Below are 24,569 nucleotides of genomic sequence, written 5' to 3'. Positions count from 1 at the left end.
CGGATCGGAAGGACGCCATGACCCCGACGACCCCCTCCAGCCGCGAGAGCCTGCTGGTCACCCCCGACGAGCTCGCCGAGCTCATGGCCTCCACCGAGCCGCCGCTCGTCCTCGACGTGCGATGGCGTCTCGACCGGCCCGACGGCCGCCCGGAGTACCTCGCGGGTCACCTGCCCGGCGCGGTGCACGTCGACCTCGATCACGAGCTGGCCGCCCACGGCGAGCCGGAGGAGGGGCGCCACCCGCTGCCTCCGATCGAGGTGCTGCAGGAGGCGGCGCGCGGCTGGGGGCTCAGCCGGGGCCGGTCCGTCGTCGTGTACGACGACGCGCAGAGCGTCCCGGCCGCGCGGGCCTGGTGGCTGCTGCGGGCGACAGGAGTGGAGGACGTCCGCCTGCTCGACGGGTCGCTCGCCGGCTGGATCCGCTCAGGGCGGGAGCTCGAGACGGGCGGCGTCCCTCGCGAGCGGGGCGACGTCGAGCTGGCCTACGGTCGGCTCCCGGTGCTGGACATCGACGAGGCGGCGGCGCTGCCCTCGGCGGGCGTCCTGCTCGACGCCCGCGCCCCTGAGCGGTACCGCGGCGAGGTCGAGCCGATCGACCCGCGGGCGGGCCACATCCCCGGCGCTCGGAACGCTCCCGCGTCCGCGGCGCTCGACTCCGAGGGGCGGTTCCGGCCCGCCTCCGACCTGCGCGCCGGATTCGAGGCGCTCGGCGTGCGGGAGCACGCCCCCGTCGGCGTGTACTGCGGTAGCGGCGTCTCGGCCGCGGTCGACGTCGTCGCGCTCACGCTCGCGGGCTTCGCGCCGGCGCTCTACCCGGGCTCCTGGTCGCAGTGGTCGAGCACGCCGGGCCGGACGGTGGCGACCGGCCCGGAGGCCTGAACCGCCTGCTCCGGAGCGCCCGCGGAGCTCAGCTGAGGCGGGAGTGCTCGCCGAGGTGGTGCCAGGTGCGGTTGTGGTAGACGAGCGGCGCCGTGGTCTCGGAGTCCTCGGGTACGTGGGCCTCGAGGGCGTGCACGGCGACGATCGTGGACGATCCCGCCTCCATGCGGTTGATCACCGTGCCGCGGATCCAGGCGGCGGCACCCGGGAAGAACGGCTCGCCCGTGGGCAGCCGCGACCAGAGCGACGTGTCGGCGAAGCGGTCGATGCCGCTGGTCGAGCCCAGACGCGCCAGGTCGAGCTGCTCCGCCCCGAGCAGGTGCACGACCAGCGTCTCGGACGCCTGGATGGCCGGAGAGCTGGACGAGGCGGACGAGAGCGAGAAGACGAACAGCGGCGGCTCGGCGCTCACCGAGAAGACGGAGGTCGCGGTCAGGGCGACCGGGCCGGTGCCCGGGTCGGCGGTGATCAGCGCGACTCCGGCGGCGTGGTTGCGGAACGCGAGCTTGAAGTCCTCCGGGGATAGTCCGGCGAAGGCGCGGTGCTCCGGCTCGCGGTCCGGGGTGGTGGCGAGGTTCTCGCGGCTCATCGGAGACTCCTGATCGATCGAGGGTGCGGCACGGGGTGGTGGCCCGCCGTCGCGCCGCAGCACGGCTCCTCCAGACTGGCGCACAGGCCGGGGGAGGGCCGCCCCATTGCGGAGTATGACGCCGCCACCTCGGGGAACGCCGATCCGCCGCTCCCTGTTCCCGATCACGCCGGATCGGGTGCGCGTCGTCGGCGCCGGCGTCCGCGCACCCGTCGCTCGCCCTCAGCGCAACCCGTCGCTGCGGCCGCGGTCTGCGCGCAGACTCGAGGGCATGGCCCACCGTCAGCGCACGTCCACCGCGCATCCCGAGAGCAAGACCTGCGCCTCCTGCGGTCGCGAGATCGAGTGGCGCGCGAAGTGGGCGCGCGACTGGGAGGACGTCCGCTACTGCTCGGACGCCTGCCGCCGTCGCGGAGTCGGACCGGAGGAGGCGCGCCTCGAGGAGGAGATCCGCACCGTCCTGCTCGCGCGAGCGGCGTCGTCGACGGCGTGCCCGTCCGAGGTCGCGCGCCGGGTCGGCGGCGAGGAGTGGCGGCCGCTGATGGAGCCCGTGCGCCGGGCCGCGCGCCGCCTGGTCGACCGGGGCGAGATCGACATCGTGCAGGGCGGACAGGTCGTCGACCCCTCGCGGGCGAAGGGCCCGATCCGGCTGCGGCGGCGCCCCGGCGGACCCCTGTCGCCGGGCGGCGCCGCGGGCTAGCCTCAGCAGATGCCCAGCAGCGACGCCGTCGTCCTCACCGTCCCCGGACCGCACGGCGACCGGGAGGTGCGGATCTCGAGCCCCGAGCGCGTGCTGTTCCCGGAGCCGGGCATCACCAAGCGCGAGGTCGCGGAGTACCTGATCGCCGTCGGCGAGCCGTTCGTCGCGGCGAACGGCGGCCGCCCCGTCTCGCTGCAGCGCTTCTCCTCCGGGATCGAGGGCGAGCAGTTCTTCTCGAAGAATCCGCCCAAGGGCGCGCCCGAGTACGTCCGGTCGGTCCCGGTGACGTACCCGAGCGGGCGGGTGCATCCGCAGCTCGTGATCGACGAGCCCGCGGCCGCCGTCTGGGCGGCGCAGATGAACACCGTCGTCTTCCACCCGTGGGCGTCCCGCGCCGATGCGCCCGACCTGCCCGACCAGCTCCGGATCGACCTCGACCCGCAGCCCGGCACCGACGTCGCCGACGCGGTCGTCGCCGCGCACGCGCTGCGGGAGGTCCTGCGGGAGGCCGGCCTCGACCCGTTCGTGAAGACGTCCGGCAACCGCGGCCTGCACGTCTTCGCGCCGATCGTCGCCGAGCACGAGTTCCTCGACGTCCGCCACGCGGTGATCGCCGCGGCGCGCGAGCTGGAGCGGCGGATGCCCGAGCAGGTCACGACGGCGTGGTGGAAGGAGGAGCGCGGCGAGCGGATCTTCGTCGACTTCAACCAGGCCAACCGCGACCGCACGATCGCCGGTGCCTACAGCCCGCGGCCGCTCGCGCACGCTCCCGTCTCCACTCCGCTGGACTGGGACGAGCTCGACGGCGTCGACCCGCGGGCCTTCACGATCCGCACGGTCCCGGCGCGCCTCGCCGAGCGCGGTGATCCGTGGGCCCGGATGCACGACGCCCCCGGTCACCTCGACGCCCTGCTCGGCTGGTGGGAGCGCGATGTCGCCGCCGGCCTCGGCGAGCTGCCGTTCCCGCCCGACTTCCCCAAGATGCCGGGCGAGCCGCCCCGCGTGCAGCCCAGCCGCGCGAAGAAGGCCTAGCCGAGGACGTCGCCGAGGTCGTACGCGGTCGGCTGCTCCAGCTGCTCCATGGTGCAGGAGGCGGCGTCGCGGTCAGGGCGCCAGCGCTCGAACTGCACGGTGTGCCGGAAGCGGTCGCCCTCGCGCTGGTCGTAGCGGACCTCGAGCACGAGCTCGGGACGCAGGCGCACGAAGGAGGTGTCGCGGCCGCTCGAGAACCGGCTCCGCTCGCCCTCGCCGCGCACCGGTGCTCCCTCCGCGTCGCGCTCGACCGCGGGCGCGAGCTCCTCCAGCAGCTGCACGCGACGCTCGTCGCTGAAGGCCGAGGCCCCGCCGACCTGGCGGACCTCTCCGTCGTCGCCGTGCAGGCCGAGCAGGATCGAGCCCACGCCCGGCTTGGAGGCGTGCTCGCGGTACCCGATCGCGATCACGTCGGCCGTGCGGTGGTGCTTGACCTTGAGCACGGCGCGCTTCCCGGGGGAGTAGGGCGCGGCCAGGGGCTTCGCCACGACGCCGTCCAGTCCTGCGCCCTCGAAGCGCTCCAGCCAGTCGCGCGCCAGGGCCTCGTCGTCGGTGGCGCGGCCGAGGTGCAGCGGATGCGGGACGCCGGCCATCACCGCGGCGAGCGCCTCCCGCCGCGCCGAGTACGGCTCCTCGAGCATGCTGCGCCCGTCCACGGCGAGCAGGTCGAAGGCGACGAGCATCGCCGGGGTGGTCTCCGCCAGCATCCTCACGCGGCTCGCGGCCGGATGGATGCGCTGCGAGAGCAGGTCCCAGTCGAGCCGCTGCGCTCCCGGCTCGCCGGTCGCCAGGACGATCTCGCCGTCGAGCACGCAGCCGTCGGGGAGCAGCCGGAGGAAGGCCTCGACGAGCTCGGGGAAGTACCGGGTCAGCGGCTTGGAGCCGCGGCTCCCGATCTCGCACTCGCCGCCGGAGACCGAGACGATCGCGCGGAACCCGTCCCACTTCGGCTCGTAGGAGTATCCGCCCTCGACTGCGGTCTGCTCCGGCACCGCCGGAACGGCCTTGGCGAGCATCGGGGCGAGGGGGAGCGCGAACGGGAGGTCCATGCCCTGATCATCCCGGCCGCGGTCTCCGACCGCACCCCCTTCCGGAAGGCTGTGGACCGGGACGTTCCGGGCCCGCCGCGGAGGTTCGAGGCGTAGCGTTCCCGGCATGAGCATTGACTGGAAGCGCTGGACGCCCGTCGCCGTCGTCCCCGCGGTCGTCGTCGCCGCGGCCGTCGCCCTCCCCCTCTCGGCGAGCGCCGCGGGGGACCTCCCCGAGAAGTCCGCCGCCGACCTCCTCGCCTTCGTCGCCGAGAGCGACGCCACGGCGTTCTCCGGCGAGATCCAGCAGACCTCGGACCTCGGCCTGCCCGACCTCTCGGCGCTCGGCGGCTCCGCCGGCTCGGCGTCCGCCGACCCCGCCGACTCCGTCGTCGAGCTCGCCACGGGCTCGCACCAGGCGCGCGTGTACGTCGACGCCGAGAAGGGCGCGCGCCTCCAGGTGCTCGACCGGCTGGCCGAGCGCGACGTCGTCGCCTCGACGACCGACGGAGTCTGGATCTACGACTCGAGCGCGAACACCGCCACCCACCTCGTGCCTCCCGCGGGCGGAGCCCCCGAGGCCTCGCCGGGCGCTCAGGTCGTCACGCCGTCGTCCGCCGCCGAGCAGCTGCTCGCCGCGATCGACCCGACGACCACAGTCGCGGTCGGCTCGGACGTCAGCGTCGCCGGGCGCGACGCGTACGAGCTCGTGCTCACGCCCCGCGACGGCGGCACCCTCGTGGGCTCCGTGACCGTCTCGGTCGACGGCGAGACGGGCCTCCCGCTCGGGGTAGCCGTGACCGCCCGCGGGGGCACCGCGCCCTCGTTCAGCGTCGCGTACACGAGCATCGACTTCTCGACACCCGACGCGTCCCTCTTCTCCTTCACGCCCCCGGCCGGCGCCGAGGTGACGGAGCAGGCCGCTCCGGTCGACGACGCGGCGGACGCCTCCGACGCGCCCGCCGCGGGCACGGCCGAGCACTCCGACGTCGTCACCACGGGCTCCGGCTGGACGAGCGTCGTCGAGCTGCCCGCCGGTGACGCCGACGCGCTCTCCTCGCTCGACGCTGTCACCACGCCGGTCGACGGCGGCCGCATCCTCTCCTCCGCCCTGCTGACCGTCCTCGTCACCGACGACGGACGCGTCCTCGCCGGCGCGGTCCCGGCCGAGACGCTCCGCGACGCGGCCTCCGCTCGGTGACGGCGGGCGAGCTCGCAGTCGAGACGCGGGGCCTCACCAAACGCTTCGGGCGCCAGGAGGCGGTCTCCGGTCTCGACCTCGCCGTTCCCCGCGGCGCCGTCTTCGGCTTCCTCGGCCCGAACGGCTCGGGCAAGACCACGACGATCCGGATGCTGCTCGCCCTCGCCGCGCCGACCGCGGGCAGCATCACCGTCCTCGGGCAGGCCATGCCCCGGCGCGCGGCCGAGGTCCTGCCCCGAGTGGGGGCGCTGGTCGAGGGGCCGGGCTTCTACCCGTTCCTCTCCGGAGCGGCCAACCTCCGGCGCTTCGACGCCGCGGAGGCGGGCACCTCGTCCCGCACCCGCGACGCCCGCGCGAAGGAGGCCCTCGCCCGCGTCGGCCTCTCGGCCGCGGCGCGCAAGAAGGTCGGCTCCTACTCCCTGGGCATGAAGCAGCGGCTCGGCATCGCGGTCGCCCTCCTCTCGCCGCGCGACCTGATCGTGCTGGACGAGCCCACGAACGGCCTCGACCCGCAGGGCACCCGCGAGGTCCGCGCCCTTGTGCGCGGACTGAACCAGGACGGCACGACCGTCCTCGTCTCCAGCCACCTCCTCGCCGAGATCGAGCAGCTCTGCACCCACGCCGCCGTCATGCGCACAGGGCGCCTCGTCGCCCAGGGCGGGCTGGACGAGCTGCGCGGGGACGCCGCCTCGGTCGAGCTGCTGACGCCCGACCGCGAGCGCGCGATCGTGGCCCTGCACACCCGGGGTCTGGAGCCGCGCACCGCGCCGGGCCCGCACCCCGCCGATCCGCCGCTGGTCGTCGCCGCTCTGCCGCCCGGGCTCGCGGCCGAGGCGCTGGTCGCCGACCTCGTGCGGGCCGACGTCCGCGTCCGCGGGTTCGCCGTCCGCCGCCCCTCGCTCGAGGAGCGCTTCGTCGAGCTGACCGGGGAGGGCTTCGATGTCGAGCGCTGACGCGACCGTCCGCCGCGCAGGGATCGGGTCCCTGCTCGCCTCCGAGCTCGCCCTGCTCTTCCGCCGGCGCCGCACCTGGGCGCTGCTCGCGGCCCTGGCCGCCATCCCGATCCTGCTCGCCGTCGCAGTGCGGCTCTCGGGCGGGGACGGAGGCGGGCCCTCTTTCGTGGGCGCGATCGCCGGCAACGGCCTCTTCACCGGCTTCGCGGCCATCACGGTCGCCGTCCCGCTGTTCCTCCCGCTCACGGTCGGGGTCGTTGCCGGCGACGCGATCGCGGGCGAGGCCTCGCTCGGGACGCTGCGCTACCTGCTGGTCAGCCCCGTCGGCCGCGTGCGGCTGCTCGCGGTGAAGTTCGCCGCCTCCCTCGCCTTCTGCCTCGCCGCAGCACTCACCGTCATGGTGGTCGGGATCCTGATCGGCCTGGCACTCTTCCCGGCGGGACCGGTGACGCTGCTCTCCGGCAGCACCGTCCCGCTCGGCGACGCGATCGGCCGGGCCCTGGCGATCGCCGTGTACGCGGCGCTCTCGCTGGTCGGGCTCTCGGCGATCGGCCTCTTCATCTCGACGCTGACCGATGTGCCGGTCGGCGCCATGGCGGCCACCGTCGTCGTCTCCATCGCGGCGCAGATCGTCGGCTCGCTCTCGCAGCTGGACGCCCTCCACCCGTTCCTGCTGACCGACCGGTGGTTCGACTTCGCCGACCTCCTGCGCGACCCGATCGCGTGGAGCTCCTTCGGCGAGAACGCGCTGCTCCAGCTCGCCTACGTCGCCGTGTTCGGGTCGCTCGCGATCGGCCGCTTCACCACCCGCGACATCCTCTCCTGATCCTGGGACGACGGAGGCCGCCCTCCCGCACTGCGGTGGGGGCGGCCTCCGATGTCGACGGGGTCAGTCCTGGGGAGCGATCCCGAAGCTGATGGAGCCGCCCTCGTCCACCTGCGCGTCGAGGACCTTGTCGCCGAGAGCGACGCAGGCGGCGACGTCGAGGAACACGCGCGCTCCGTCCTGCTCCACGACGGCGTCCGTCGTCTCGGGGGCCGCGGCGACCGCGACAGCGAAGTTGCGGGCGTCGAGATCGGTGCCGCTGATGCGCAGGCCTCCCTCGACGGGGGTCTCGGTCTGCCCGGTGATGGTCTTGACGACGGTGCTGGCGTTGTCGGTGAGCGTGAGCATCGGGTCGTTCCTTCCGTCCGTGGTCGATGAGGGGGCCACGTTGCCGGGATCCGGCGGCACCCTCAAGGCGGCGGAGCGGATGTGGAGGGGATGCACACCTGGACGGCCCGGGGAGTCGCGGCGCTCGCCGGAGCCGCGCCGGACCGGGGGCGCCGCATCGCCTGCCACACTGGCCGGATGCATCCCGCCGACTCCTGCCCCTGCGGAAGCCGCCGCCACTACGCCGACTGCTGCCGCCCCGCCCACCTCGGCGAGGAGCCCTCGCCGACGGCGGAGCGCCTGATGCGCAGCCGCTACAGCGCGAACGTCCTCGGCAGCGCTCCCTACCTGCTCGCGAGCTGGCACCCCTCGACCCGGCCGCGCCGCATCGACCTCGATCCCGACGTGCAGTGGCGCCGGCTCCAGATCGTCGACACCTCGTTCGGCGGGGAGGGCGACGAGGAGGGCCTGGTCGAGTTCCGCGCCTCCTACCGCTCGCCCGCCGGCCCCGGCCTCGTGCACGAGCGCAGCCGCTTCCTGCGCGAGGACGGTCGCTGGCTCTACGTCGACGGCGAGATGCTCGGCGACGAGGCCTGATCCGTCCGGGCCGTCCTACTCTGGAGGCATGGCCAAGGACTTCCGCCGGGCGGACGACGCGTCGCGCTACGAGCTCCACCTCGACGGCGCCTTGGTGGGCGTCCTCGACTACCGCGAGGCGCCCGGCAGCGTCTCCCTCGTCCGCTCCTTCACGACCCCGCCCTTCCGAGGCCGCGGGCTCGCCGGGGAGCTGGTCTCCTTCGCCGTCGCCGACATCGAGGCCGCCGGCGGGCGGAGCGTCGTGCCGATGTGCTGGTACGTCGGGCAGTGGTTCGAGCAGCACCCCGAGAAGGCGCACCTCCTCGCTCCCTCCTGAGCCGCTCGCTCACTCGCGGACCGCGGGCTCCACTCCGGCCAGGTCCGGGCCGAGGCCGATGTCGACCAGGCGCAGACGGCCCGCGTAGGAGTCGCCCGGAGGCAGCAGCAGACCGGCCTTGATCGCGCCGAAGGCGACCGTCACATCGGCGCGCAGCACGGTGGGATCGGGGACCGACCCGTCGTCGGGATGGATTCCGCTCGGCAGGTCGACCGCGACGACCACCGGGCGCTCGGCCCGCCGCTCCAGCGCGTCGAGCACCGCCTCGACGACGACGCGCGGCCGCCCCCGCAGCGCGGGCTTCGTCGCTCCGATGCCGAGGATCCCGTCGACCAGGACGTCCGCCCGCGCCACCGCCGCGGCGAGGCCGGGCGCGTCGTCGGCCGGCACCTGCCCGCAGCCCTCGTCGAGCGCCACGGCGAGGCCCCGGCGGTGCACCCGCTCGGCCGTGAGGACGAGGACGACGTCGGTTCCGGAGGAGGAGAGCTCGGCGGCCGCGTAGAGCGCGTCACCGCCGTTGTCGCCCGGACCGACCAGGACGAGCACCGAGGCCGGACGGGAGCGGTCGGAGCGCCCGGCGAGCACGAGACGCAGCTCGCGGGCGAGGCCGTCGGCGGCGCGCTGCATCAGCGGCTCCCGCCGGGCCAGGTGCGGAGCCTCGGCGGCCCGCACTTGCGCGGACGTGTATCCCTCGACCATGCGCTCCACTGTGCGCGCGGCGCTGCGGGCGTGCAACCCCGTCAGCTCTCCTGCACCGCCCGGTCCGACTCCTCGACGATCGCCCGCATCGCGGCCTCCGCAGCGTCCGCGTCGCCCGAGGCGACGGCGGCGGCCACCGCCCGGTGCAGCCGCACCGCGGTGGAGTCGGCCTCGCGCGGCATGAGCGCATTGCGGGTGCGGCCGGCGAGGACCTCGGCGACCAGATCGCCCAGCTGCGCGAGCATCCGGTTGCCGGACGCGGCCAGGAGGGAGCGGTGGAAGGCGGTGTCGGCGGCGAGGTAGGCGGACTGGTCGGCTGCGCGGGAGTGGGTGGAGAGGGCGTCGCCCGCCTCCGTGAGCGCCCGCCGTTGCTCCTCGGTCGCGTTCGCCGCGGCGAGCCGGGCGGCGAGCGGCTCCACCCCGAGCCGGAGCTCGCTGAGCTGGTGCAGCTGGCGCCGCCGGTCCGGGCCGTCCAGTCCCCACGCGACGACCCGCGTGTCCAGGGCGTTCCAGCACTCCGGAGGCTGGACCCGCGTCCCCGCGCGGCGGCGGGACGTCACGAGCCCGAGCGTCTCGAGGACGCGCACGGCCTCCCGCATCACCGAGCGAGAGACCCCGCGCCGCTCCGCACGCTCGTCGGCGCTGAAGGTGGTGCCCGGCGCGAGCTCGCCGCGCACGATCTGCGAACCGAGCTCGTCCAGCACCGAGTGGTGCAGCGAGGGCGTCGGCGCGGGCATGCGGTCATCCTGCCATCGCCGGAGTCGCGCCCCGGCCGATCTTCGGGCATGATCGGGACACACGCAGGTTATGTCGGACAAAAGCCGGCCGCTGGCCGTCGGCTCGACCAAGGACGCTCATGACACCGACCCTCCTCCCCGCCCTCCGCGCCGCCGCCGGGGACGCCCCCGCCACCACCGCCGGGCAGGCGCAGCTGATCCTCGCCGCCGTCGTCGGCATCGCCGTGATCGTCGTGCTGATCACCTGGCTGAAGCTGCACCCCTTCGTCTCCCTGCTGATCGGAGCGCTGACGACGGGCCTGATCGCGGGGCTGGCGGCGGCGGACGCGGTCGCCAGCTTCGCGCTGGGGTTCGGCAACACCATGGGCGGCGTCGGCATCCTCATCGGCCTCGGCGCGATGTACGGCAAGCTCCTCGCCGACTCGGGCGGCGCGGACCGCATCGTGGACACCCTCATCGCCCGCTCGAGCACTCGCGCGCTGCCCTGGATGATGGGCTTCGTCGGCGCGCTGATCGGGCTGCCGATGTTCTTCGAGGTCGGGCTCGTGCTGCTGATCCCGGTCGTGATCCTGGTCGCCCGCCGGAGCGGTCTGCCGCTGATGAAGGTGGCGATCCCGACGCTCGCCGGCCTCTCGGTGATGCACGGCCTCGTCCCGCCCCACCCCGGACCGCTGGTCGCGATCGACGCACTCGGCGCGAACCTCGGCGTGACCCTCGCGTTCGGCGTCCTGGTCGCGGTCCCCACCGTCGTCGTCGCCGGCCCGCTCTTCGGCCGGGTCGCCGCCCGCTGGGCGCCGGTGGAGACGCCGCCGCTCTTCGGCGAGGGCGCGGGCGAGACGCGCGAGCACCGCCCGGGCTTCGCCGCCGCGGTCGCGAGCATCCTGCTGCCGGTCGTGCTGATGCTGGGCAAGGCGATCGCCGACATCGCGGCCCCGGGCTCCACGGACGCCTGGAAGGGCGCCCTCGACTTCCTCGGCACGCCGACCATCGCGCTGGGGATCGCGCTCCTGGCCGGTCTGGTCCTGCTCGGCCGCGGCGGCCGGATGAACCGCACCGAGCTGCAGGCCTCGCTCTCGAGCTCGCTGCCGCCGATCGCGGGCATCCTGCTCATCGTCGGCGCGGGCGGCGGTTTCAAGCAGGTCCTCGTCGACACCGGGATCGGCGGGGTGGTCGCCCAGCTCGCGGAGGGGAGCGGCGCCTCGGCGCTGCTGCTCGCCTGGCTCGTGGCCGTCGTGATCCGCGTCGCCACCGGCTCCGCGACCGTCGCCACCGTGACCGCCGCAGGGATCCTCCAGCCGCTGACCGAGACCATGGACGGGCCGATGGTCGCCCTCATGGTGCTCGCGATCGGCGCCGGCTCGGTGTTCCTGTCGCACGTCAACGACGCCGGGTTCTGGCTGGTGAAGGAGTACCTCGGGCTCAGCATCGGCCAGACGCTCAAGACCTGGACCGTGATGGAGTGCCTGGTCTCGGTGACCGGGCTCGCCGGGGTCCTCCTGATCGGTCTCTTCGTAGGAGGTATCTGATGACCGCTCTTCCCACCGTCCCCGTCCGCGTCGTCGTCGTCATGGGCGTCTCCGGCAGCGGCAAGTCGACCGTCGCGTCGCTCCTGGCGCGCCGACTGGGCTGGGAGTTCCTCGAGGGGGACGACCTGCACCCGCAGGCGAATGTCGACAAGATGCACGCCGGCATCCCGCTGACCGACGAGGACCGGGCGCCCTGGCTGGCCGAGATCGCCCGCGTGGTGGACCAGCGGATCGCCGCGGGCGGCTCGGTCGTCGTGACCTGCTCTGCCCTGCGCCGCCGCTACCGCGACGTCCTGCGCCGCGACGACCTCGTCTTCGCGCACCTCGCGGGATCGAGGGACCGTATCGCCGGGCGGCTCGCCTCGCGGGTCGGCCACTTCATGCCGACCACGCTGCTCGACTCGCAGTTCGAGGCGCTCGAGCCCCTCGGCGACGACGAGCTCCACGTCACGGTCGACGTGGGCGGCGCTCCGGAGGAGGAGATCGCCGAGATCCTCGGGGGGCTCGGCCTCGCGCCCGCGGGCGCCTAGAGCAGCAGCGACTCCACCGGCACGGCCGGGAGGTCGAAGGCCGCGGCGACGGCGGTGTTCGTCACCCGGCCGTCGTGGGTGCTCAGGCCGCGGGCGAGCGCCGGGTCGGCGGCCAGGGCGGCCCGCCACCCGCGGTCGGCCAGCGCGAGCGCGTAGGGGAGCGTCGCGTTGGTGAGCGCGCGGGTCGAGGTCTCGGGGACGGCGCCGGGCATGTTCGCGACGCAGTAGTAGACGCTCCGGTGCACGGGGAACACCGGGTCGTCGTGCGTGGTCGGACGCGAGCCCTCGAAGCAGCCGCCCTGGTCGATCGCGATGTCGACCAGCACCGAGCCCGGCTTCATCGTGGCGACCATCTCGTCGGTCACCAGCTTGGGCGCCTTGGCGCCCGGGATGAGGACGGATCCGATCACGAGGTCGGCGTCGGCCAGCTGCGCGGCGATCTCGTAGGCCGAGGAGGCGCGGGTCTGGATCGCGCCCTGGAAGCGGTTCTCGAGCTGCGCGAGGCGGGGGAGCGAGAGGTCGACGATCGTGACGTCGGCCCCCATGCCGAGGGCGTTCGCCGCGGCGTGCTCGCCGGCCGTGCCGCCGCCGATCACGACGACCCTCGCCTTCGGAGTGCCGGGGACCCCGCCGAGCAGCGTGCCCCGTCCGCCGACGGCACTCATGAGGTGGTAGGCGCCGACCGTGATCGACAGGCGCCCGGCGACCTCGCTCATCGGCGAGAGCAGCGGCAGCCGCCGGTCGTCCAGCTGGACCGTCTCGTAGGCGATGGAGGTCGTCCCCGCCGCGAGCAGCGCGTCGGTGCACGGGCGGGAGGCGGCGAGGTGGAGGTAGGTGAAGAGCACCTGGTCGCGGCGCATCCGCGGGTACTCGGCCTCGATCGGCTCCTTGACCTTGAGGACCAGCTCGGACTCGCCCCAGACCTCGTCGGGCCCGTCGACGACGAGGGCGCCGGCGCGGCGGAAGTCGTCGTCCGACACGCGCGAGCCCAGGCCCGCGCCGGCCTCGACGAGGACCTCGTGGCCGCGGCGCACCAGCTCGTGGACGCCGGCCGGAGTGGCGGCGACCCGGTTCTCGTTGTTCTTGATCTCGGTGGGGATCCCGACGCGCACGGCGGCTCCTTCGCTGCGGCCCGCGGGGCGGGCGGTGGGCGCCGATCCTGCACCGGCTCTGCCCCCATCGTGCGAAGATCGTGCCCGGAGCGGAGGAACTCCGCAGGATCGGTCGGAAGTCACCGCACGGGCCGAAGGTTCGTCGGCGGAGTGGGGGAGCGGGCGCATGCCACCGAAGGATCTGCACGACCTCGACGACCTGGATCCGGTCGATCGGACCCTGGTGCGCCTCCTCCGCGCCGACGCGCGGACGCCCAACAGCCGGCTCGCCGAGCGCGCCGGCATCGCCCCGTCGACCTGCGTCGCACGCGTCCGGGGCCTCGTCGAGCGCGGCGTCATCACCGGCTTCACCGCCGAGCTCGACCCGGCGGCGCTCGGCCTGACCCTGCAGGCGCTGATCAGCGTCAGCATCCGCGTCGGCCAGCGCCAGGCGATCACGCGCTTCGCGGAGGAGATCCGCGCGCTGCCCGAGGTGGTGCAGGTGTTCTTCCTCGGCGGCTCGGAGGACTTCATCATCCACGTCGCGGTCCGCGACTCCAGCGACGTGCGGGACTTCGTGTTCTCGAACCTCTCGGCGAACCCGGCGGTGGCCTCGACGCGCACGAGCCTGGTGTTCGACCACCACCGCAAGGGCCCGGCGGTCCCCGAGTAGCGCGGGCAGGCGCGGGTCCGAGCGGCCGCTCGGCCCGCGTCCGTCCCTCGGGGCTAGTGCGCCCCGGGGTTCACGTCGCCGCCCCCGCGCTGCATGAGGCCGGGGATGCGCTTGGCGAGCCCCGGGATCGCCTCGTCCGAGATCGAGATCCGCGTGTCGCGCAGGCGCTGGCGCAGCAGGGTCTCGACGTCCTCCTCCGGTCGCAGCTCGGCGTCGCCGGCGACCTGCAGCAGCACGCCGCGCAGCTTCTCGTCGAGCTGCGCGTCGTCGCTGCCGTGCTGGATCGGGTGGTCCTGGGATGCGTTCGTCATGCCTCCATGCTGGCACCGGCGACCCCGTGCCGAGAGGACTTGCGCCGCGGCAGGATAGTCGCATGCCGTTCACCCGCGCCGAGCTCGCAGCGTTCCAGGACCGCACTGTCGAGGACCTGCTGGGCGACGACGTCCGGCTCCTCTTCGTCGGCATCAACCCGGGACTGTGGACCGCCGCCACCGGCGCGCACTTCGCCCACCCCGGCAACCGCTTCTACCCGGCGCTCGTCGCGGCCGGGATCCTCGAGCGCGCGCCGCGCGTGTCCGAGGGGATGAGCGCCGCGGACCGCGCGGAGCTCGTCTCCCGCGGCGTCGGCATCACCAATCTCGCCTCCCGGGCGACCGCCCGCGCCGACGAGCTGACCGCGGAGGAGCTGCGCGAGGGCGCTCAGCGGCTGGTCGCCACCGTGGAGCGGGTGCGGCCCCGGGCCGTCGCGGTCGTCGGCATCACCGCCTACCGGATCGCGTTCGGACGCCGCAGGGCGGTGCAGGGCAGGCAGGAGGAGGACGTGGCGGGCGCGCCGCTCTGGGTGCTGCCGAACCCGAGCGGCCTGAACGCGCACGACACCGTCGCCTCGCTCGGGCGCGCCTACCGCGAGCCGGCGCTCGAGGCGGGGATCGTCTCTTCCGACGCGCTCCTGCCCGGGGACGTCGGGCCCCGCCCGCAGGAATAGCCGTCGACCCCCGGAGGTTGCAGAAGTCCATGAGTATGCATGAAGTCAAGTTCGGCGTCGACACGTTCGGCGACGTCACCGCCGGCCCCGACGGCGCCCCGCTGCCGCACGGCCAGGTCCTCCGCGACGTGGTCGAGGAGGGAGTCCTGGCCGACCGGGTCGGCATCGACTTCTTCGGGATCGGCGAGCACCACCGCGCCGACTTCGCCGTGAGCGCACCGGATGTCGTGCTCGCCGCCATCGCGGCCCGCACCGAGCGCATCCACCTCGGCTCCGCCGTGACGGTCCTCTCCTCGGACGACCCGGTGCGCGTCTACCAGCGCTTCGCCACCCTCGACGGACTCTCCGGCGGCCGGGCCGAGGTCATCCTCGGCCGCGGCTCCTTCACCGAGTCCTTCCCGCTCTTCGGCTACGACCTCGCGCAGTACGAGGTCCTCTTCGAGGAGAAGCTCGACCTCTTCCACGCCCTGATCCAGGGCGGCCCAGTCACCTGGCAGGGCACGACCCGCCCCGCGCTCACCGAGCAGAGCGTCTACCCGACCCTCGACAACGGCACCCTCCGCACCTGGATCGGCGTCGGCGGCAGCCCCGAGTCGGTCGTCCGCGCCGCCCGGTACGGCTTCCCGCTCGTCCTGGCGATCATCGGCGGCTCGCCGGCCCGCTTCCGCCCCTACGTCGACCTCTTCGGCCGCGCGCTCGACCAGCTCGAGCAGCCCCGCCTCCCGGTCGCCGTGCACTCGCCCGGCTTCGTCGCCGACACCGACGAGGAGGCGCGCGAGCTGTACTTCCCGCACCACAAGGCGATGATGGACGCCATCGGCCGCGAGCGCGGCTGGTCCCCGATGACCCGCGAGCGCTTCGAGGAGGAGGCCGGCCCCGACGGCGCCATCCACCTCGGCTCGCCCGAGACGGTCGCCCGGAAGATCGCGCGAACGGTCGAGGCCCTGGGCATCGACCGCTTCGACCTCAAGTACAGCGCCGGGACGTTGCCGCACCCGGCGATCATGCGCAACATCGAGCTCTACGGCACGCAGGTCATCCCGCGGGTGCGCGAGCTGCTCGCGCACTGACCCCCGCCGGGCGCCCGTTCCCCCGCTGGGCGCTCGGCGCGTTCCGAGCCGACGCGGTGCGCGCTCCCACCGGGCGCCCGGCCCGCGTCGATACACTCGGAACCCCCCGCCCCGACCCTCCCGGAAGCACATGCCCGACAGCCACGCCGCCCGCACCCCCTACGAGGTGCTGGGCGTCGCCGCCACCGCGTCCGACGACGAGCTCCGCCGGGCGTACCGGCTCCGCCTCCGCGAGACCCATCCGGACACGGGAGGCGACGCCGCGTCGTTCCACGCGGTGCAGCTCGCCTGGGAACGGATCGGCAGCGCCTCCGCCCGCGGCGACTACGACCGAGGCGCTCCCGCCCCCGGGAGGTCCTCCCCGCAGTCGCCGTACACCGGCTCGCCGCGCCCGCAGACCGCCTCGGCCGTGCGCGCCCGCTCCTACGGTCACCCGGGAGGCGCGGCGCGCGAGTACTACCTGCGCCTGGTGCGCGAGTGGCTCGGCCGCGGCGTCGAGACCGAGGACCCCTTCGACCCGGCGATCGTCCGCTCCGCTCCTCGCGAGATCCGCTCCTGGCTCGCGAAGGCTCAGGCCGAGGAGGCGACGGCCGCGCTCGTCGGCGCGCTCGGCATCGCCTACACGATCTGGAACGACGTCGCGGTCGGTGACGGCGGGCTCAAGATCGACCACCTCGTGCTCGGGCCGGCCGGCCTGCTCGCGCTGACCTCCGCCGACTGGGGCGACCCGGTCCGCTTGAAGAAGGGCGAGCTCGAGGGCCCCGGGATCGCCGAGGACGAGAAGCCGATCGCCTCGCTCGCGAAGGCCGCGCGCCGTCTCGGCCGCGAGCTGGGCGTCCGGTTCTCGACGAGCGTCGTGGTCGTGCCGGACGACGCGCTGGAGCAGCCGTTCGAGCAGGTCGAGCGCGGCAGGCACCAGGGCGCCGTCGTCATCCGCCGCTCGCTGCTGCCGCAGCTGCTGCGCTCCGGCACGGACGACCCGCGGCTCGGCGGGTACGGCGAGTCGTTCGAGGTCCGCACCCGGGTGCAGAACCGCATCCGCTTCGTCTGACGCCGCGCTAGCCGCCGCTCGCGACCGGGGCAAGGGGTTAGCGCGCATCCGGCGCCCCGCCCACCATGGGACGTGCCCCCGGGCATCCACGACGAGCGGAACGAGGACGGACGATGGTGCGATTCGGATACACCCTGATGACCGAGCAGAGCGGACCCAAGCAGCTGGTGGGCTACGCGGTCGACGCTGAGAGGCTCGGCTTCGAGTTCGCGGTCTCGAGCGACCACTACTCGCCGTGGCTGACCGAGCAGGGGCACGCCTCCTACGCCTGGACGCTGCTCGGAGCGGTCGCGCAGGCCACGTCGACCATCGACCTCACGACCTACGTCACCGCGCCGACCATCCGCTACCACCCGGCCGTGGTCGCGCAGAAGGCCGCGACGCTCGCGATCCTCTCCGACGACCGCTTCACGCTCGGCCTCGGCTCGGGCGAGAACCTCAACGAGCACGTCGTCGGCGAGGGCTGGCCCTCGGTCGCCGTGCGCCAGGACATGCTCGAGGAGGCCGTCCACCTCATCCGCGAGCTGCACACCGGCGAGCTGGTGACCTGGGAGGGCGAGTACTTCCGCGTCGACTCCGCCCGCATCTGGGACCTGCCGGACAAGCCGGTCGAGATCGGCCTGGCGGTCTCGGGGGAGAAGTCGATCGCCCGCTTCGCGCCGATCGGCGACCACCTCATCACGACCGAGCCCGACGCCGAGCTGATCTCGCAGTGGACCGCGGTCCGCGGTGCGGACGCCGCCCCCTCGCGCACGATCGGCCAGATCCCGATCTGCTGGGCGCCGGACAAGGAGCAGGGAGTGGCGCTGGCCCACGAGCAGTTCCGCTGGTTCGCCGGCGGCTGGGCGGTCAACTCCGATCTGCCGACCCCCGCCGGCTTCGCCGGAGCGAGCCAGTTCGTGCGCCCGGAGGACGTCGCCGAGCAGATCGCCTGCGGCCCCGACCTCGACGAGCTCGCCCAGAGCTTCGTGCCCTACATCGAGGCGGGCTTCACCGACATCGCCCTCGTCCAGGTCGGCGACGAGCTGCAGCAGCGGTTCCTCGACGAGGCGGCGGAGGGGCTCCTGGAGCGCCTGCGCGCGCTCGCCCCGTGAGGCCGCTGCCGGGTCGCGCGGTCAGAATCCGCGGAGGCGCTCGATGTCGCGCCGGTCGCGCTTCGTCGGGCGGCCCGCTCCGCGGTCACGGACGATCACGCCCGGCGCGGACTCCCGGGGTGGCGGCGGGGGCGTCCGGTCCTCCATGCATTCGGCGGCCACCGGCGCACCGACCCGCTTGACCACGAGTCCGCGGACGATCAGCTCCCGGTCGAAGCCGCCGATCCGGGCGCGGACCTCATCGCCCACCCGCACGGTCTGCGCCGCCTTGGCCCGCTCGCCGTTGACGCGGATGTGGCCGGCCCGGGCCGCGGTCGTCGCGGCGGAGCGCGTCTTGTAGATGCGCACCGCCCAGAGCCACGCGTCCACCCGCACGGCACCGGTCACCGGGATCTGCATCCACCCAGTCTACGAACGGCGCCCGCTCGCCACCCACCCCGCGGTCCTACACTGGCCGCCGACAAGGAGGTTCCCATGAACCGAGACGACAGCATCTACACCGGAGCGGACGACGCGCTGCGGAGCGGCGACGACCGCATGGTCGCGGCGAACGACAGCTCCGGAGCCGGCGGAACCCGCGGCGACGTCGGCATGAGCACGACGAGCGGCGAGGGCGCCGGGGTCCCCACCCGCGGCGCGCCTCCGCAGAGCGGATCCCCGTCCGAGCTGCGCCCCACCGGCTTCCCGCACGCGGGCCTGGAGTTCTCGCTCGTCCCGTCCGGGCACGAGGAGTGGCGGATCGAGCACCCGGGCGGTCGCACCGTCGGCGTCCTCGCCGTCATCTCGCACGCGGGCGAGGAGTCGAAGGCCGTGTTCGTCACACGCCGCGTCGGCTCCGAGGAGGCCGTGGCCGAGGGCACCGACTGGCGCGGCATCGTCTCGGCCGTGATCAACGACGAGGCGGCGGACGAGCGCGATCCGGTCCAGCTCGACCCCACCGTCGAGCACGTCCGCGGCGGACTGATCAGCCGCGGCCCCGCGGACGTCGACGGCCTCTCCTGAGCCCTCTCTCCTCCGGGACGCCGTCCGCGCTCGGCGCGGGGCGTCCCACGGAGGAGGGTCGGACGCTCAGCGGGCGAGCAGCGCGGCGTTGATCCGGGCCGAGAGGTCGGCGTCGACGCGGCGGTCGGTCCCGTCGACGGCGCGGACGGGAGCGGCGTTGCGCGCGCTCGAGACCAGCCACGCCGCGTCCGCCGCCTCCAGATCGCCCGAGCGCAGCGGACGCACCGCCGTCCCGAGGCCGAGGCCCGGCGCGAGCGCGAACAGGTCGGCCTGCGTGGTGCCGGGCAGCAGCCCGAGGCTCGGCGGAGGAGTCACGAGCTCCCCGCCCGTCAGTAGCACGAGGTTCGAGGTCGGCCCCTCGAGCAGGTAGCCGTCGCTCGACACGAACAGGGCGTCGTCGGCACCGCGCCGGGCGGCCTCCCGCGCGGCCGCACGGTTCACCGCGTACGAGAGCGTCTTCGCGCCGGCGAGCAGCCAGGGGGACGTCGACTGCACGTCCGAGCGCAGCCCGCGGTCCAGGAGCACCACGCGCACGCCGTCGCGGCGGGCCGGGCCGAAGTCCGGGCTGGTCTGGACGAAGACGACGCCGGTGGGCCGCCCGCCGCCCTCGACGCCGCGGGTCAGGATCGTCTTCACCATCGCCTCGGCGACGGGCGGGTGCGCGGCCACCGCCGCTCCGATCGCCTCGAGCCAGGCGGGCCGGTCCGGCCGGGGCAGGTCGAGCATCCGGGCCGAGCGCTCGAAGCGGTCCAGGTGCGCGTCGAGCGCCTGCAGCCGTCCGTCGACCAGGTTGATCGTCTCGAACACGCCGTCGCCGCGGGTGAAGCCGAGGTCGGTGACGTCCAGATCGCCACGCCCGCTCGGATCGATGCGGTGCGCGGGTCCTCCCGGCGAGTGCGCCTCGGCGTCGAGGGAGGGTCGGTCGAGGACGACGAGGGTCTCAGCGGGCATGGGCGGTGCGGTCCTTCCGGGAGCGGCGGCGGGGGGAGAAGCGGAGCAGCGCGATCGTCAGCAGGGCGCCGATCAGGGAGCCGCTGCCGTTCGAGACGAGGTCCTGCACGTCGGAGACGCGGGTCGGCAGCCACAGCAGCTGCGCTGTCTCGACGGCCGCCGACACGGCGAGCCCGATGGCGGCGGCCCACAGGCGGCGACCCGCCGGCAGCTGCGCGGCGATCAGCGCACCGAGCGGCACGAAGAGCAGCACGTTCGCGGTGAACTCCGCCACGTCGAAGTCGAACCAGCCGGTGAGCGGCGTGGAGGCGAGGAACGCGATGATCCCGCGGATCAGCGCGTTGGGCTCCCCGGCCGGGTAGGGCGCGGGCGTCAGCGTGATCAGGGCGATCAGCGCGAGCCAGGCGAGCGTCGCGAGGCGGAGAGGTCTCGAGCGGCGCATCGTCCGATTCTGCCAGCCCGTCGGGGTCGGGCGCGGCGGGCGCGGTGTGGGAGGCTGGAGGGCATGACCAGCGAGGACCCCGGCGCGGACGCCGTGCTCCCGCGCCACCCCTTCGACGCGTCGCTCGGCGACGGCTGGGTCGAGATAAGCGACGGACGCCGCTTCTGGGGGCGCTTCGGCGCCGCCGGCCTCCTCCTGCGCGATCCGTCGGGACGCGTCCTGCTCCAGCACCGCGTCAGCTGGAGCCACTTCGGAGACACCTGGGGGCTGCCCGGCGGCGCCCGTCACCCCGAGGAGACGGCCTTCGAGGCGGCCCTCCGGGAGTCGGAGGAGGAGGCGGGCGTCCCCGCCGACCTGATCCTGCCCGTGCTCTCCAGCGTCGTCGTGATCGGACCGTGGAGCTACTCCACAGTCCTGGCCGAGTCCCGCGAGCACTTCACTCCCCGCATCAGCGACGCCGAGAGCACCGAGCTGCGCTGGGTCGCCCCCGACGAGGTCGACTCCCTGCCGCTGCACCCGGGCTTCGGAGCGGCCTGGCCGGGCCTGCGCGCGCTCGGCTCCTCGATCCCGGTGCTCGTCGTGGACGCCGCCAACGTGGTCGGCTCACGCCCCGACGGCTGGTGGCGCGACCGCGCCGGCGCCGCGGAGCGCCTCCTCGCCTCCCTGGCCCGCCTCGCGGAGGCCGGCGTCCCCGGCCGTCTCCTGGGGATCGACGCCGACACGGTCTGGCCGCGCATCGCCGTGGTGCTCGAGGGAGTGGCGCGCGCCGCCCGTCCGGAGGCGGGCGCTCTCACGGAGCGGCTGACGGTCCACGCGGCCGACGGCTCGGGCGACGACGCGATCGTCGAGCTGGTCGGCGCGCTCGAGACCGCGGTCGTCGTGACGGCCGACCGTGGACTGGCCGCCCGCGTCGAGGCGCTCGGGGCCGCCGTGGTCGGTCCGAGGTCGCTGCTCGACCTCCTCGATCCCGCCCGGGAATAGGCCGCGGGGGCACCCGGTTGCATCCCCCATGGCTACGACTGCGATGACCCTCGACTCCCACGACCAGACGATCGCCGACGGCATCGTCCTCATCGACTTCTGGGCCGACTGGTGCGGCCCGTGCAAGCAGTTCGCTCCGGTCTTCGAGGCCACGAGCGAGAAGAACGCCGACATCACCTTCGCGAAGGTCGACACGGAGGACCAGCAGCAGCTCGCCGCGAGCTACGGCATCTCCTCCATCCCCACCCTCGTGGTGTACCGCGACGGGATCCCGCTGATGGCTCAGCCCGGCGCCCTGCCCGCCCCCGCGCTCGACAACCTGATCGAGCAGGTCCGCGGCCTCGACATGGTCGAGGTGCGCCGTCAGTACGAGGAGGCGAAGGCCGCTCAGGAGGCCGGCGTCGCCCCGCAGGCCTGATCCGCCCGGCGCCTCGACCCGCTCCGCAGGCGGGAGGCGCCCGCAGACGCACGAGAACCCCCGGCAGCCGTGAGGCCGCCGGGGGTTCCGTCGTTCCGAGCCGGGATCAGCCGGTGTTCTGCAGACCTGCCGCGACTCCGTTGACCGCGAGCAGGAGCAGCCGCTGGTTCTGCTCCGTCCCGGATCCGCCCGGGTCGGTGCGGAGCGCCTTCAGTGCGCGCAGCTGCAGGAGCGAGAGCGCGTTGACGTACGGGGTGCGCAGGCGCACGGCACGGCCGAGCACGCGGTGGCCCGTGAGCAGGCTCTCCTCGCCGGTGATCGAGAGCACCCACCGGCGGGTGAGCGCCATCTCGTCGAGCACGAGTCCGGCGAGGTCGTCGCGGGAGTCGAGGGCGAGGTAGCGGCGGGCGATGCCCTCGTCGGTCTTCGCGAGCGACATCTCGACGTTGTCGACCATCGTCGTGAACAGCGGCCAGGAGGCGTAGGCCTCGCGGAGCAGGTCGAGGTCGCCGACGGCCTCGAGCGCGCTGCCCAGCCCGAACCAGCCGGTCAGGTTGACGCGGGCCTGGGTCCAGGCGAAGACCCACGGGATCGCTCGCAGGTCCTCGAGCGACTCGACGGAGAGGCCGCGGCGGGCCGGACGCGAGCCGAGGGCGAGCAGGCCCACCTCCTCCTGCGGGGTGACCCGGGCGAACCACGGCGCGAAGCCGTCGGCCTTCACGAGCTCGAAGAAGCGGCGGCGCGACTCGCGGTCCATCGTCGCCGCCACCTCGGCGAAGCGCTCCGCGGCGCCCGCGTTGCGCTCGCCGACAGCGGGGGAGGAGGCGAGCAGCGTCGCTCCCGCCACCTGCTCGATGTGCCGGGTGGCGATGTCCGGGTTGCCGTAGCGGGCGAAGATGACCTCGCCCTGCTCCGTCAGCTTGAAGCGGCCGTCCACCGATCCGGGCGGCTGCGCGAGGACGGCCCGGTTGGCCGGCCCGCCGCCGCGGCCGAGCGCTCCGCCGCGCCCGTGGAACAGCGTGAGCACGATGCCCTCGTCGGCCGCCCACTGCGCGATGCGCGCCTGCGCGTCGTAGAGCGCGAGCGTCGCCGAGACCGGTCCGACGTCCTTCGACGAGTCGGAGTAGCCGAGCATCACCTCGAGCCGGTTGCCGGTGGCCGCGAGGCGCGCCTGCACCTGGGGGAGGCGGATCATCTCGGCGAGGATGTCGGTCGAGGCGTCGAGGTCGGCGAAGGTCTCGAAGAGCGGGACCGCGTCGATGATCGGCGGCTTGCCGTCGGTCGCCGCCTCGGCCAGTTCGAAGACCGTCCGCAGGTCGTCGGCCGACTGCGTGAAGGAGACGATGTACCGCCTCGCCGCGTCGGTGCCGAAGCGCTCCTGGACCTTCGCGATCGCCCGGAACACCGACAGGACCTCGAGGCCGCGCTCGTCGAGCTCCTCGCCGGCGCGGATCGCGGCGATCGTCTCGCGGTGCACCTTCGAGTGCTGGCGCACCTCGATCTCGGCGAGGTGGAAGCCGAAGGTCTCGAGCTGCCAGACGAAGTCCTGGAGGTCGCCGTAGGCGGCGCGGACGTCCTCGGCCTCGACCAGGGACTCCTGGAGGGTGCGCAGCTCGGCCAGCAGCTCGGCGGCGGCGGAGTAGGCCAGCGGCCCCTCGGACCGGGTCGCGGCCAGGCGCTCGGCCGCGAAGAGCAGGACGCGGCGGTGCGCCTCGTTGGGCGAGCGCTCGGCGATGTCGGCGGCGAGCTCGGGAGCCCGCTCGACGCAGGAGGCCCAGAGCGCCTCGACGGCGGCCGACGGGGGAGTGGTCGACGCGTCGAGGGTCAGCGCGCGGCCCACGCGGCGGGCGACCCGCTCGAGGCCCATGAGGACGTGCTCGGAGGCGATGTCCACCGCAGCGAGGGTCGTCTCGGCGGTGACGAAGGGATTGCCGTCGCGGTCGCCGCCGATCCAGGTGCCCAGGCGGACGAAGGCCGGTGCGACCGGAGCCCGGGTGCCCGAGCCCTCGCCGAGCAGAGCGTCGTCGAGGCGGCGGTAGACGCGGGGGAGCACCGAGAACAGCGACTCGTCGAAGACGCTCATCGCGGTGCGCACCTCGTCGAGGGGAGTGGGCTTGGACTCGCGCAGCGGAGCGGTGCGCCACAGCGTGTCGACCTCGGCCAGCAGCTTGCGGCGGATCTCCACCAGCACGACGCCGCCCATGCGCGGGTCGTCGCGCTGCTCGAGCAGGTCGCTGATGCGGCGGATGGTCGAGGCCACTGCGCGGCGGCGCGCCTCGGTCGGGTGCGCCGTGAGGACCGGGCGGAACTCCAGTCGGGACAGGCGCGCGAACGCCTCGTCCTCCCCGAGCTCCCCGGTCAGCCGGCGCATCGAGGCGAGGATCGAGTCCTCGGGCGACTGCGCGCCGGCGTCGGCCTCGCGCCGGCGCAGCACGCGGACGCGGTGGAACTCCTCCGCCACGTTGACGAGGTGGAAGTAGCAGGTGAACGCCCGGGCGACCTCCTCGGCGCGCTCGAGCGTGAGCGAGGCGACGAACTCCTCCGCCTCCGCGGTCCCGGCGGCGTCGCCGCTGTCGTAGGCGCTGATCGTGAGCGCGCGCAGGCGCTCCACGTCCTCGTAGAGGGAGGGCTCGCCCGACTCGCGGAGCACCTGGCCGAGCAGCTCGCCCAGCAGGTGGACGTCGGCGCGGATCCTCTCGTCGAGCGGAGGCGCGGTCGTCCCGTCGGCGGAGGAGGGGGCGGTGGCGGAGGCGGGTGCTGCGGTCGCGGCGGACGCGTCGGAGAACGGATGCACGGGAGAGACCTTAGCGGCGGTGCGTATCGAGCACATGACGCCTGCGTCACGATCCGAACTGGAATGATCGAGGGG

General features: G+C 74.3%; 29 protein-coding genes. 18 read left to right on the top strand and 11 right to left on the bottom strand.

The genetic code is table 11. From position 1 onward, the window contains the following. The first annotated feature begins 17 nt into the window (after positions 1-17). On the top strand, positions 18-881 hold the full coding sequence (locus C5C57_RS07490) for a sulfurtransferase (RefSeq protein WP_104247184.1): 864 nt from the start codon (positions 18-20) through the stop codon (positions 879-881). A gap of 28 nt (positions 882-909) precedes the next feature. On the opposite strand, the gene C5C57_RS07485 is transcribed toward C5C57_RS07490, so the two are convergent. Further along, positions 910-1,470 (bottom strand): flavin reductase family protein, encoded by a 561-nt coding sequence (locus C5C57_RS07485; protein ID WP_104222547.1) that lies wholly within the window; start codon positions 1,468-1,470, stop codon positions 910-912. A 271-nt stretch (positions 1,471-1,741) separates the two neighbouring features. Between C5C57_RS07485 and C5C57_RS07480 the strand changes: the two genes are divergently transcribed. Both C5C57_RS07480 and ligD read left to right on the top strand, forming a co-directional pair. After that, entirely contained in the window at positions 1,742-2,170 is a 429-nt protein-coding gene (locus C5C57_RS07480; protein ID WP_104233370.1) for a DUF2256 and DUF3253 domain-containing protein, read from the top strand. Between the two features lie 9 nt (positions 2,171-2,179). Then, positions 2,180-3,202, top strand: coding sequence for a non-homologous end-joining DNA ligase (ligD, locus tag C5C57_RS07475; RefSeq protein ID WP_181027141.1), 1,023 nt, complete (start codon positions 2,180-2,182; stop codon positions 3,200-3,202). On the opposite strand, the gene C5C57_RS07470 is transcribed toward ligD, so the two are convergent. Next, complete coding sequence (locus C5C57_RS07470) at positions 3,199-4,251, bottom strand: ATP-dependent DNA ligase (RefSeq protein WP_104247164.1); 1,053 nt, start codon at positions 4,249-4,251, stop codon at positions 3,199-3,201. The genes ligD and C5C57_RS07470 overlap by 4 nt on opposite strands. 106 nt (positions 4,252-4,357) lie before the next feature. On the opposite strand from C5C57_RS07470, the gene C5C57_RS07465 reads away from it, so the two are divergent. The 3 genes from C5C57_RS07465 to C5C57_RS07455 are packed head-to-tail and all read left to right on the top strand — an operon-like array spanning position 4,358 to position 7,210. After that, a complete protein-coding gene (locus C5C57_RS07465) occupies positions 4,358-5,431 on the top strand; it encodes a DUF2092 domain-containing protein (RefSeq protein ID WP_104247163.1) in 1,074 nt (357 codons plus the stop codon). After that, positions 5,428-6,384: an ABC transporter ATP-binding protein gene (locus C5C57_RS07460; RefSeq protein ID WP_104247162.1), complete on the top strand. Its 957-nt coding sequence runs from the start codon at positions 5,428-5,430 to the stop codon at positions 6,382-6,384. Before C5C57_RS07465 ends, C5C57_RS07460 begins: the two co-directional genes overlap by 4 nt. Then, positions 6,371-7,210: an ABC transporter permease gene (locus C5C57_RS07455; protein ID WP_104247161.1), complete on the top strand. Its 840-nt coding sequence runs from the start codon at positions 6,371-6,373 to the stop codon at positions 7,208-7,210. The genes C5C57_RS07460 and C5C57_RS07455 overlap by 14 nt, the downstream gene beginning before the upstream one ends. Positions 7,211-7,273: 63 nt before the next feature. Here the strand turns inward: C5C57_RS07455 and C5C57_RS07450 are convergent, their stop codons facing one another. After that, positions 7,274-7,558, bottom strand: coding sequence for a hypothetical protein (locus C5C57_RS07450; RefSeq protein WP_104247160.1), 285 nt, complete (start codon positions 7,556-7,558; stop codon positions 7,274-7,276). Between the two features lie 177 nt (positions 7,559-7,735). On the opposite strand from C5C57_RS07450, the gene C5C57_RS07445 reads away from it, so the two are divergent. Both C5C57_RS07445 and C5C57_RS07440 read left to right on the top strand, forming a co-directional pair. After that, complete coding sequence (locus C5C57_RS07445; protein WP_104225449.1) at positions 7,736-8,134, top strand: YchJ family protein; 399 nt, start codon at positions 7,736-7,738, stop codon at positions 8,132-8,134. Between the two features lie 28 nt (positions 8,135-8,162). After that, positions 8,163-8,450: a GNAT family N-acetyltransferase gene (locus tag C5C57_RS07440; protein WP_104225396.1), complete on the top strand. Its 288-nt coding sequence runs from the start codon at positions 8,163-8,165 to the stop codon at positions 8,448-8,450. A 9-nt stretch (positions 8,451-8,459) separates the two neighbouring features. On the opposite strand, the gene C5C57_RS07435 is transcribed toward C5C57_RS07440, so the two are convergent. Next, positions 8,460-9,149: an NAD(P)H-hydrate epimerase gene (locus C5C57_RS07435; protein ID WP_104247159.1), complete on the bottom strand. Its 690-nt coding sequence runs from the start codon at positions 9,147-9,149 to the stop codon at positions 8,460-8,462. Between the two features lie 41 nt (positions 9,150-9,190). Continuing rightward, positions 9,191-9,886, bottom strand: a complete 696-nt coding sequence (locus tag C5C57_RS07430) for a FadR/GntR family transcriptional regulator (RefSeq protein ID WP_104225394.1) — start codon at positions 9,884-9,886, stop codon at positions 9,191-9,193. 119 nt (positions 9,887-10,005) lie between these two features. On the opposite strand from C5C57_RS07430, the gene C5C57_RS07425 reads away from it, so the two are divergent. Together C5C57_RS07425 and C5C57_RS07420 are read left to right on the top strand one after the other, a co-directional pair. Continuing rightward, entirely contained in the window at positions 10,006-11,412 is a 1,407-nt protein-coding gene (locus tag C5C57_RS07425; protein ID WP_104297460.1) for a GntP family permease, read from the top strand. After that, positions 11,412-11,942 carry a gluconokinase gene (locus tag C5C57_RS07420; protein WP_104247157.1) on the top strand — a complete coding sequence of 177 codons (531 nt, stop codon included), beginning with the start codon at positions 11,412-11,414 and terminating at the stop codon, positions 11,940-11,942. Before C5C57_RS07425 ends, C5C57_RS07420 begins: the two co-directional genes overlap by 1 nt. Here C5C57_RS07420 and ald read toward each other — a convergent pair. Beyond that, the gene (ald, locus tag C5C57_RS07415) at positions 11,939-13,054 is read right to left on the bottom strand and encodes an alanine dehydrogenase (RefSeq protein WP_104247156.1); all 1,116 of its coding nucleotides are present in this window, start codon (positions 13,052-13,054) and stop codon (positions 11,939-11,941) included. The two genes, C5C57_RS07420 and ald, sit on opposite strands and share 4 nt — an antisense overlap. A 166-nt stretch (positions 13,055-13,220) precedes the next feature. Here ald and C5C57_RS07410 point away from each other — a divergent pair, with 166 nt between their 5' ends. Then, entirely contained in the window at positions 13,221-13,706 is a 486-nt protein-coding gene (locus C5C57_RS07410; RefSeq protein ID WP_104247155.1) for an Lrp/AsnC family transcriptional regulator, read from the top strand. A 53-nt stretch (positions 13,707-13,759) separates the two neighbouring features. Here C5C57_RS07410 and C5C57_RS07405 read toward each other — a convergent pair whose 3' ends face one another. Then, complete coding sequence (locus C5C57_RS07405; RefSeq protein ID WP_104222561.1) at positions 13,760-14,017, bottom strand: hypothetical protein; 258 nt, start codon at positions 14,015-14,017, stop codon at positions 13,760-13,762. A gap of 62 nt (positions 14,018-14,079) precedes the next feature. Here C5C57_RS07405 and C5C57_RS07400 point away from each other — a divergent pair, with 62 nt between their 5' ends. The 4 genes from C5C57_RS07400 to C5C57_RS07385 all read left to right on the top strand — a co-directional run bounded on the left by C5C57_RS07400 (position 14,080) and on the right by C5C57_RS07385 (position 17,906). Next, a complete protein-coding gene (locus C5C57_RS07400) occupies positions 14,080-14,691 on the top strand; it encodes a mismatch-specific DNA-glycosylase (protein ID WP_104222562.1) in 612 nt (203 codons plus the stop codon). A 35-nt stretch (positions 14,692-14,726) separates the two neighbouring features. Beyond that, a complete protein-coding gene (locus C5C57_RS07395; protein WP_104225389.1) occupies positions 14,727-15,761 on the top strand; it encodes an LLM class flavin-dependent oxidoreductase in 1,035 nt (344 codons plus the stop codon). 130 nt (positions 15,762-15,891) lie between these two features. Beyond that, the gene (locus C5C57_RS07390; RefSeq protein ID WP_104247154.1) at positions 15,892-16,812 is read left to right on the top strand and encodes a DnaJ domain-containing protein; all 921 of its coding nucleotides are present in this window, start codon (positions 15,892-15,894) and stop codon (positions 16,810-16,812) included. Positions 16,813-16,925: 113 nt separating this feature from the next. Continuing rightward, positions 16,926-17,906 carry a TIGR03557 family F420-dependent LLM class oxidoreductase gene (locus tag C5C57_RS07385; RefSeq protein ID WP_104247153.1) on the top strand — a complete coding sequence of 327 codons (981 nt, stop codon included), beginning with the start codon at positions 16,926-16,928 and terminating at the stop codon, positions 17,904-17,906. 21 nt (positions 17,907-17,927) lie between these two features. On the opposite strand, the gene C5C57_RS07380 is transcribed toward C5C57_RS07385, so the two are convergent. After that, positions 17,928-18,305, bottom strand: coding sequence for an RNA-binding S4 domain-containing protein (locus C5C57_RS07380; protein ID WP_181027140.1), 378 nt, complete (start codon positions 18,303-18,305; stop codon positions 17,928-17,930). A gap of 75 nt (positions 18,306-18,380) precedes the next feature. Here C5C57_RS07380 and C5C57_RS07375 point away from each other — a divergent pair, with 75 nt between their 5' ends. Then, a complete protein-coding gene (locus C5C57_RS07375) occupies positions 18,381-18,908 on the top strand; it encodes a hypothetical protein (protein WP_104297459.1) in 528 nt (175 codons plus the stop codon). A 66-nt stretch (positions 18,909-18,974) separates the two neighbouring features. On the opposite strand, the gene C5C57_RS07370 is transcribed toward C5C57_RS07375, so the two are convergent. Continuing rightward, positions 18,975-19,859 carry an aminotransferase class IV gene (locus tag C5C57_RS07370; RefSeq protein WP_104247151.1) on the bottom strand — a complete coding sequence of 295 codons (885 nt, stop codon included), beginning with the start codon at positions 19,857-19,859 and terminating at the stop codon, positions 18,975-18,977. Beyond that, on the bottom strand, positions 19,849-20,301 hold the full coding sequence (locus tag C5C57_RS07365; RefSeq protein ID WP_104225384.1) for a VanZ family protein: 453 nt from the start codon (positions 20,299-20,301) through the stop codon (positions 19,849-19,851). The genes C5C57_RS07370 and C5C57_RS07365 overlap by 11 nt, the downstream gene beginning before the upstream one ends. Positions 20,302-20,364: 63 nt before the next feature. Here C5C57_RS07365 and C5C57_RS07360 point away from each other — a divergent pair, with 63 nt between their 5' ends. Both C5C57_RS07360 and trxA read left to right on the top strand, forming a co-directional pair. Further along, the gene (locus C5C57_RS07360; protein WP_104247150.1) at positions 20,365-21,282 is read left to right on the top strand and encodes an NUDIX domain-containing protein; all 918 of its coding nucleotides are present in this window, start codon (positions 20,365-20,367) and stop codon (positions 21,280-21,282) included. A 28-nt stretch (positions 21,283-21,310) separates the two neighbouring features. After that, complete coding sequence (gene trxA / locus C5C57_RS07355; RefSeq protein ID WP_104222570.1) at positions 21,311-21,700, top strand: thioredoxin; 390 nt, start codon at positions 21,311-21,313, stop codon at positions 21,698-21,700. A 106-nt stretch (positions 21,701-21,806) separates the two neighbouring features. On the opposite strand, the gene C5C57_RS07350 is transcribed toward trxA, so the two are convergent. Beyond that, on the bottom strand, positions 21,807-24,530 hold the full coding sequence (locus C5C57_RS07350; protein ID WP_104222571.1) for a phosphoenolpyruvate carboxylase: 2,724 nt from the start codon (positions 24,528-24,530) through the stop codon (positions 21,807-21,809). Positions 24,531-24,569: the final 39 nt, after the last annotated feature.

Origin of the sequence: Rathayibacter sp. AY1C5 (assembly GCF_002931705.1) — a bacterium.
In the GTDB taxonomy this organism is placed as follows: Bacteria; Actinomycetota; Actinomycetes; order Actinomycetales; family Microbacteriaceae; genus Rathayibacter.
The sequence above is the reverse complement of the archived record's forward strand: the minus strand, read 5'-3'. Positions and strand labels throughout refer to the sequence as shown.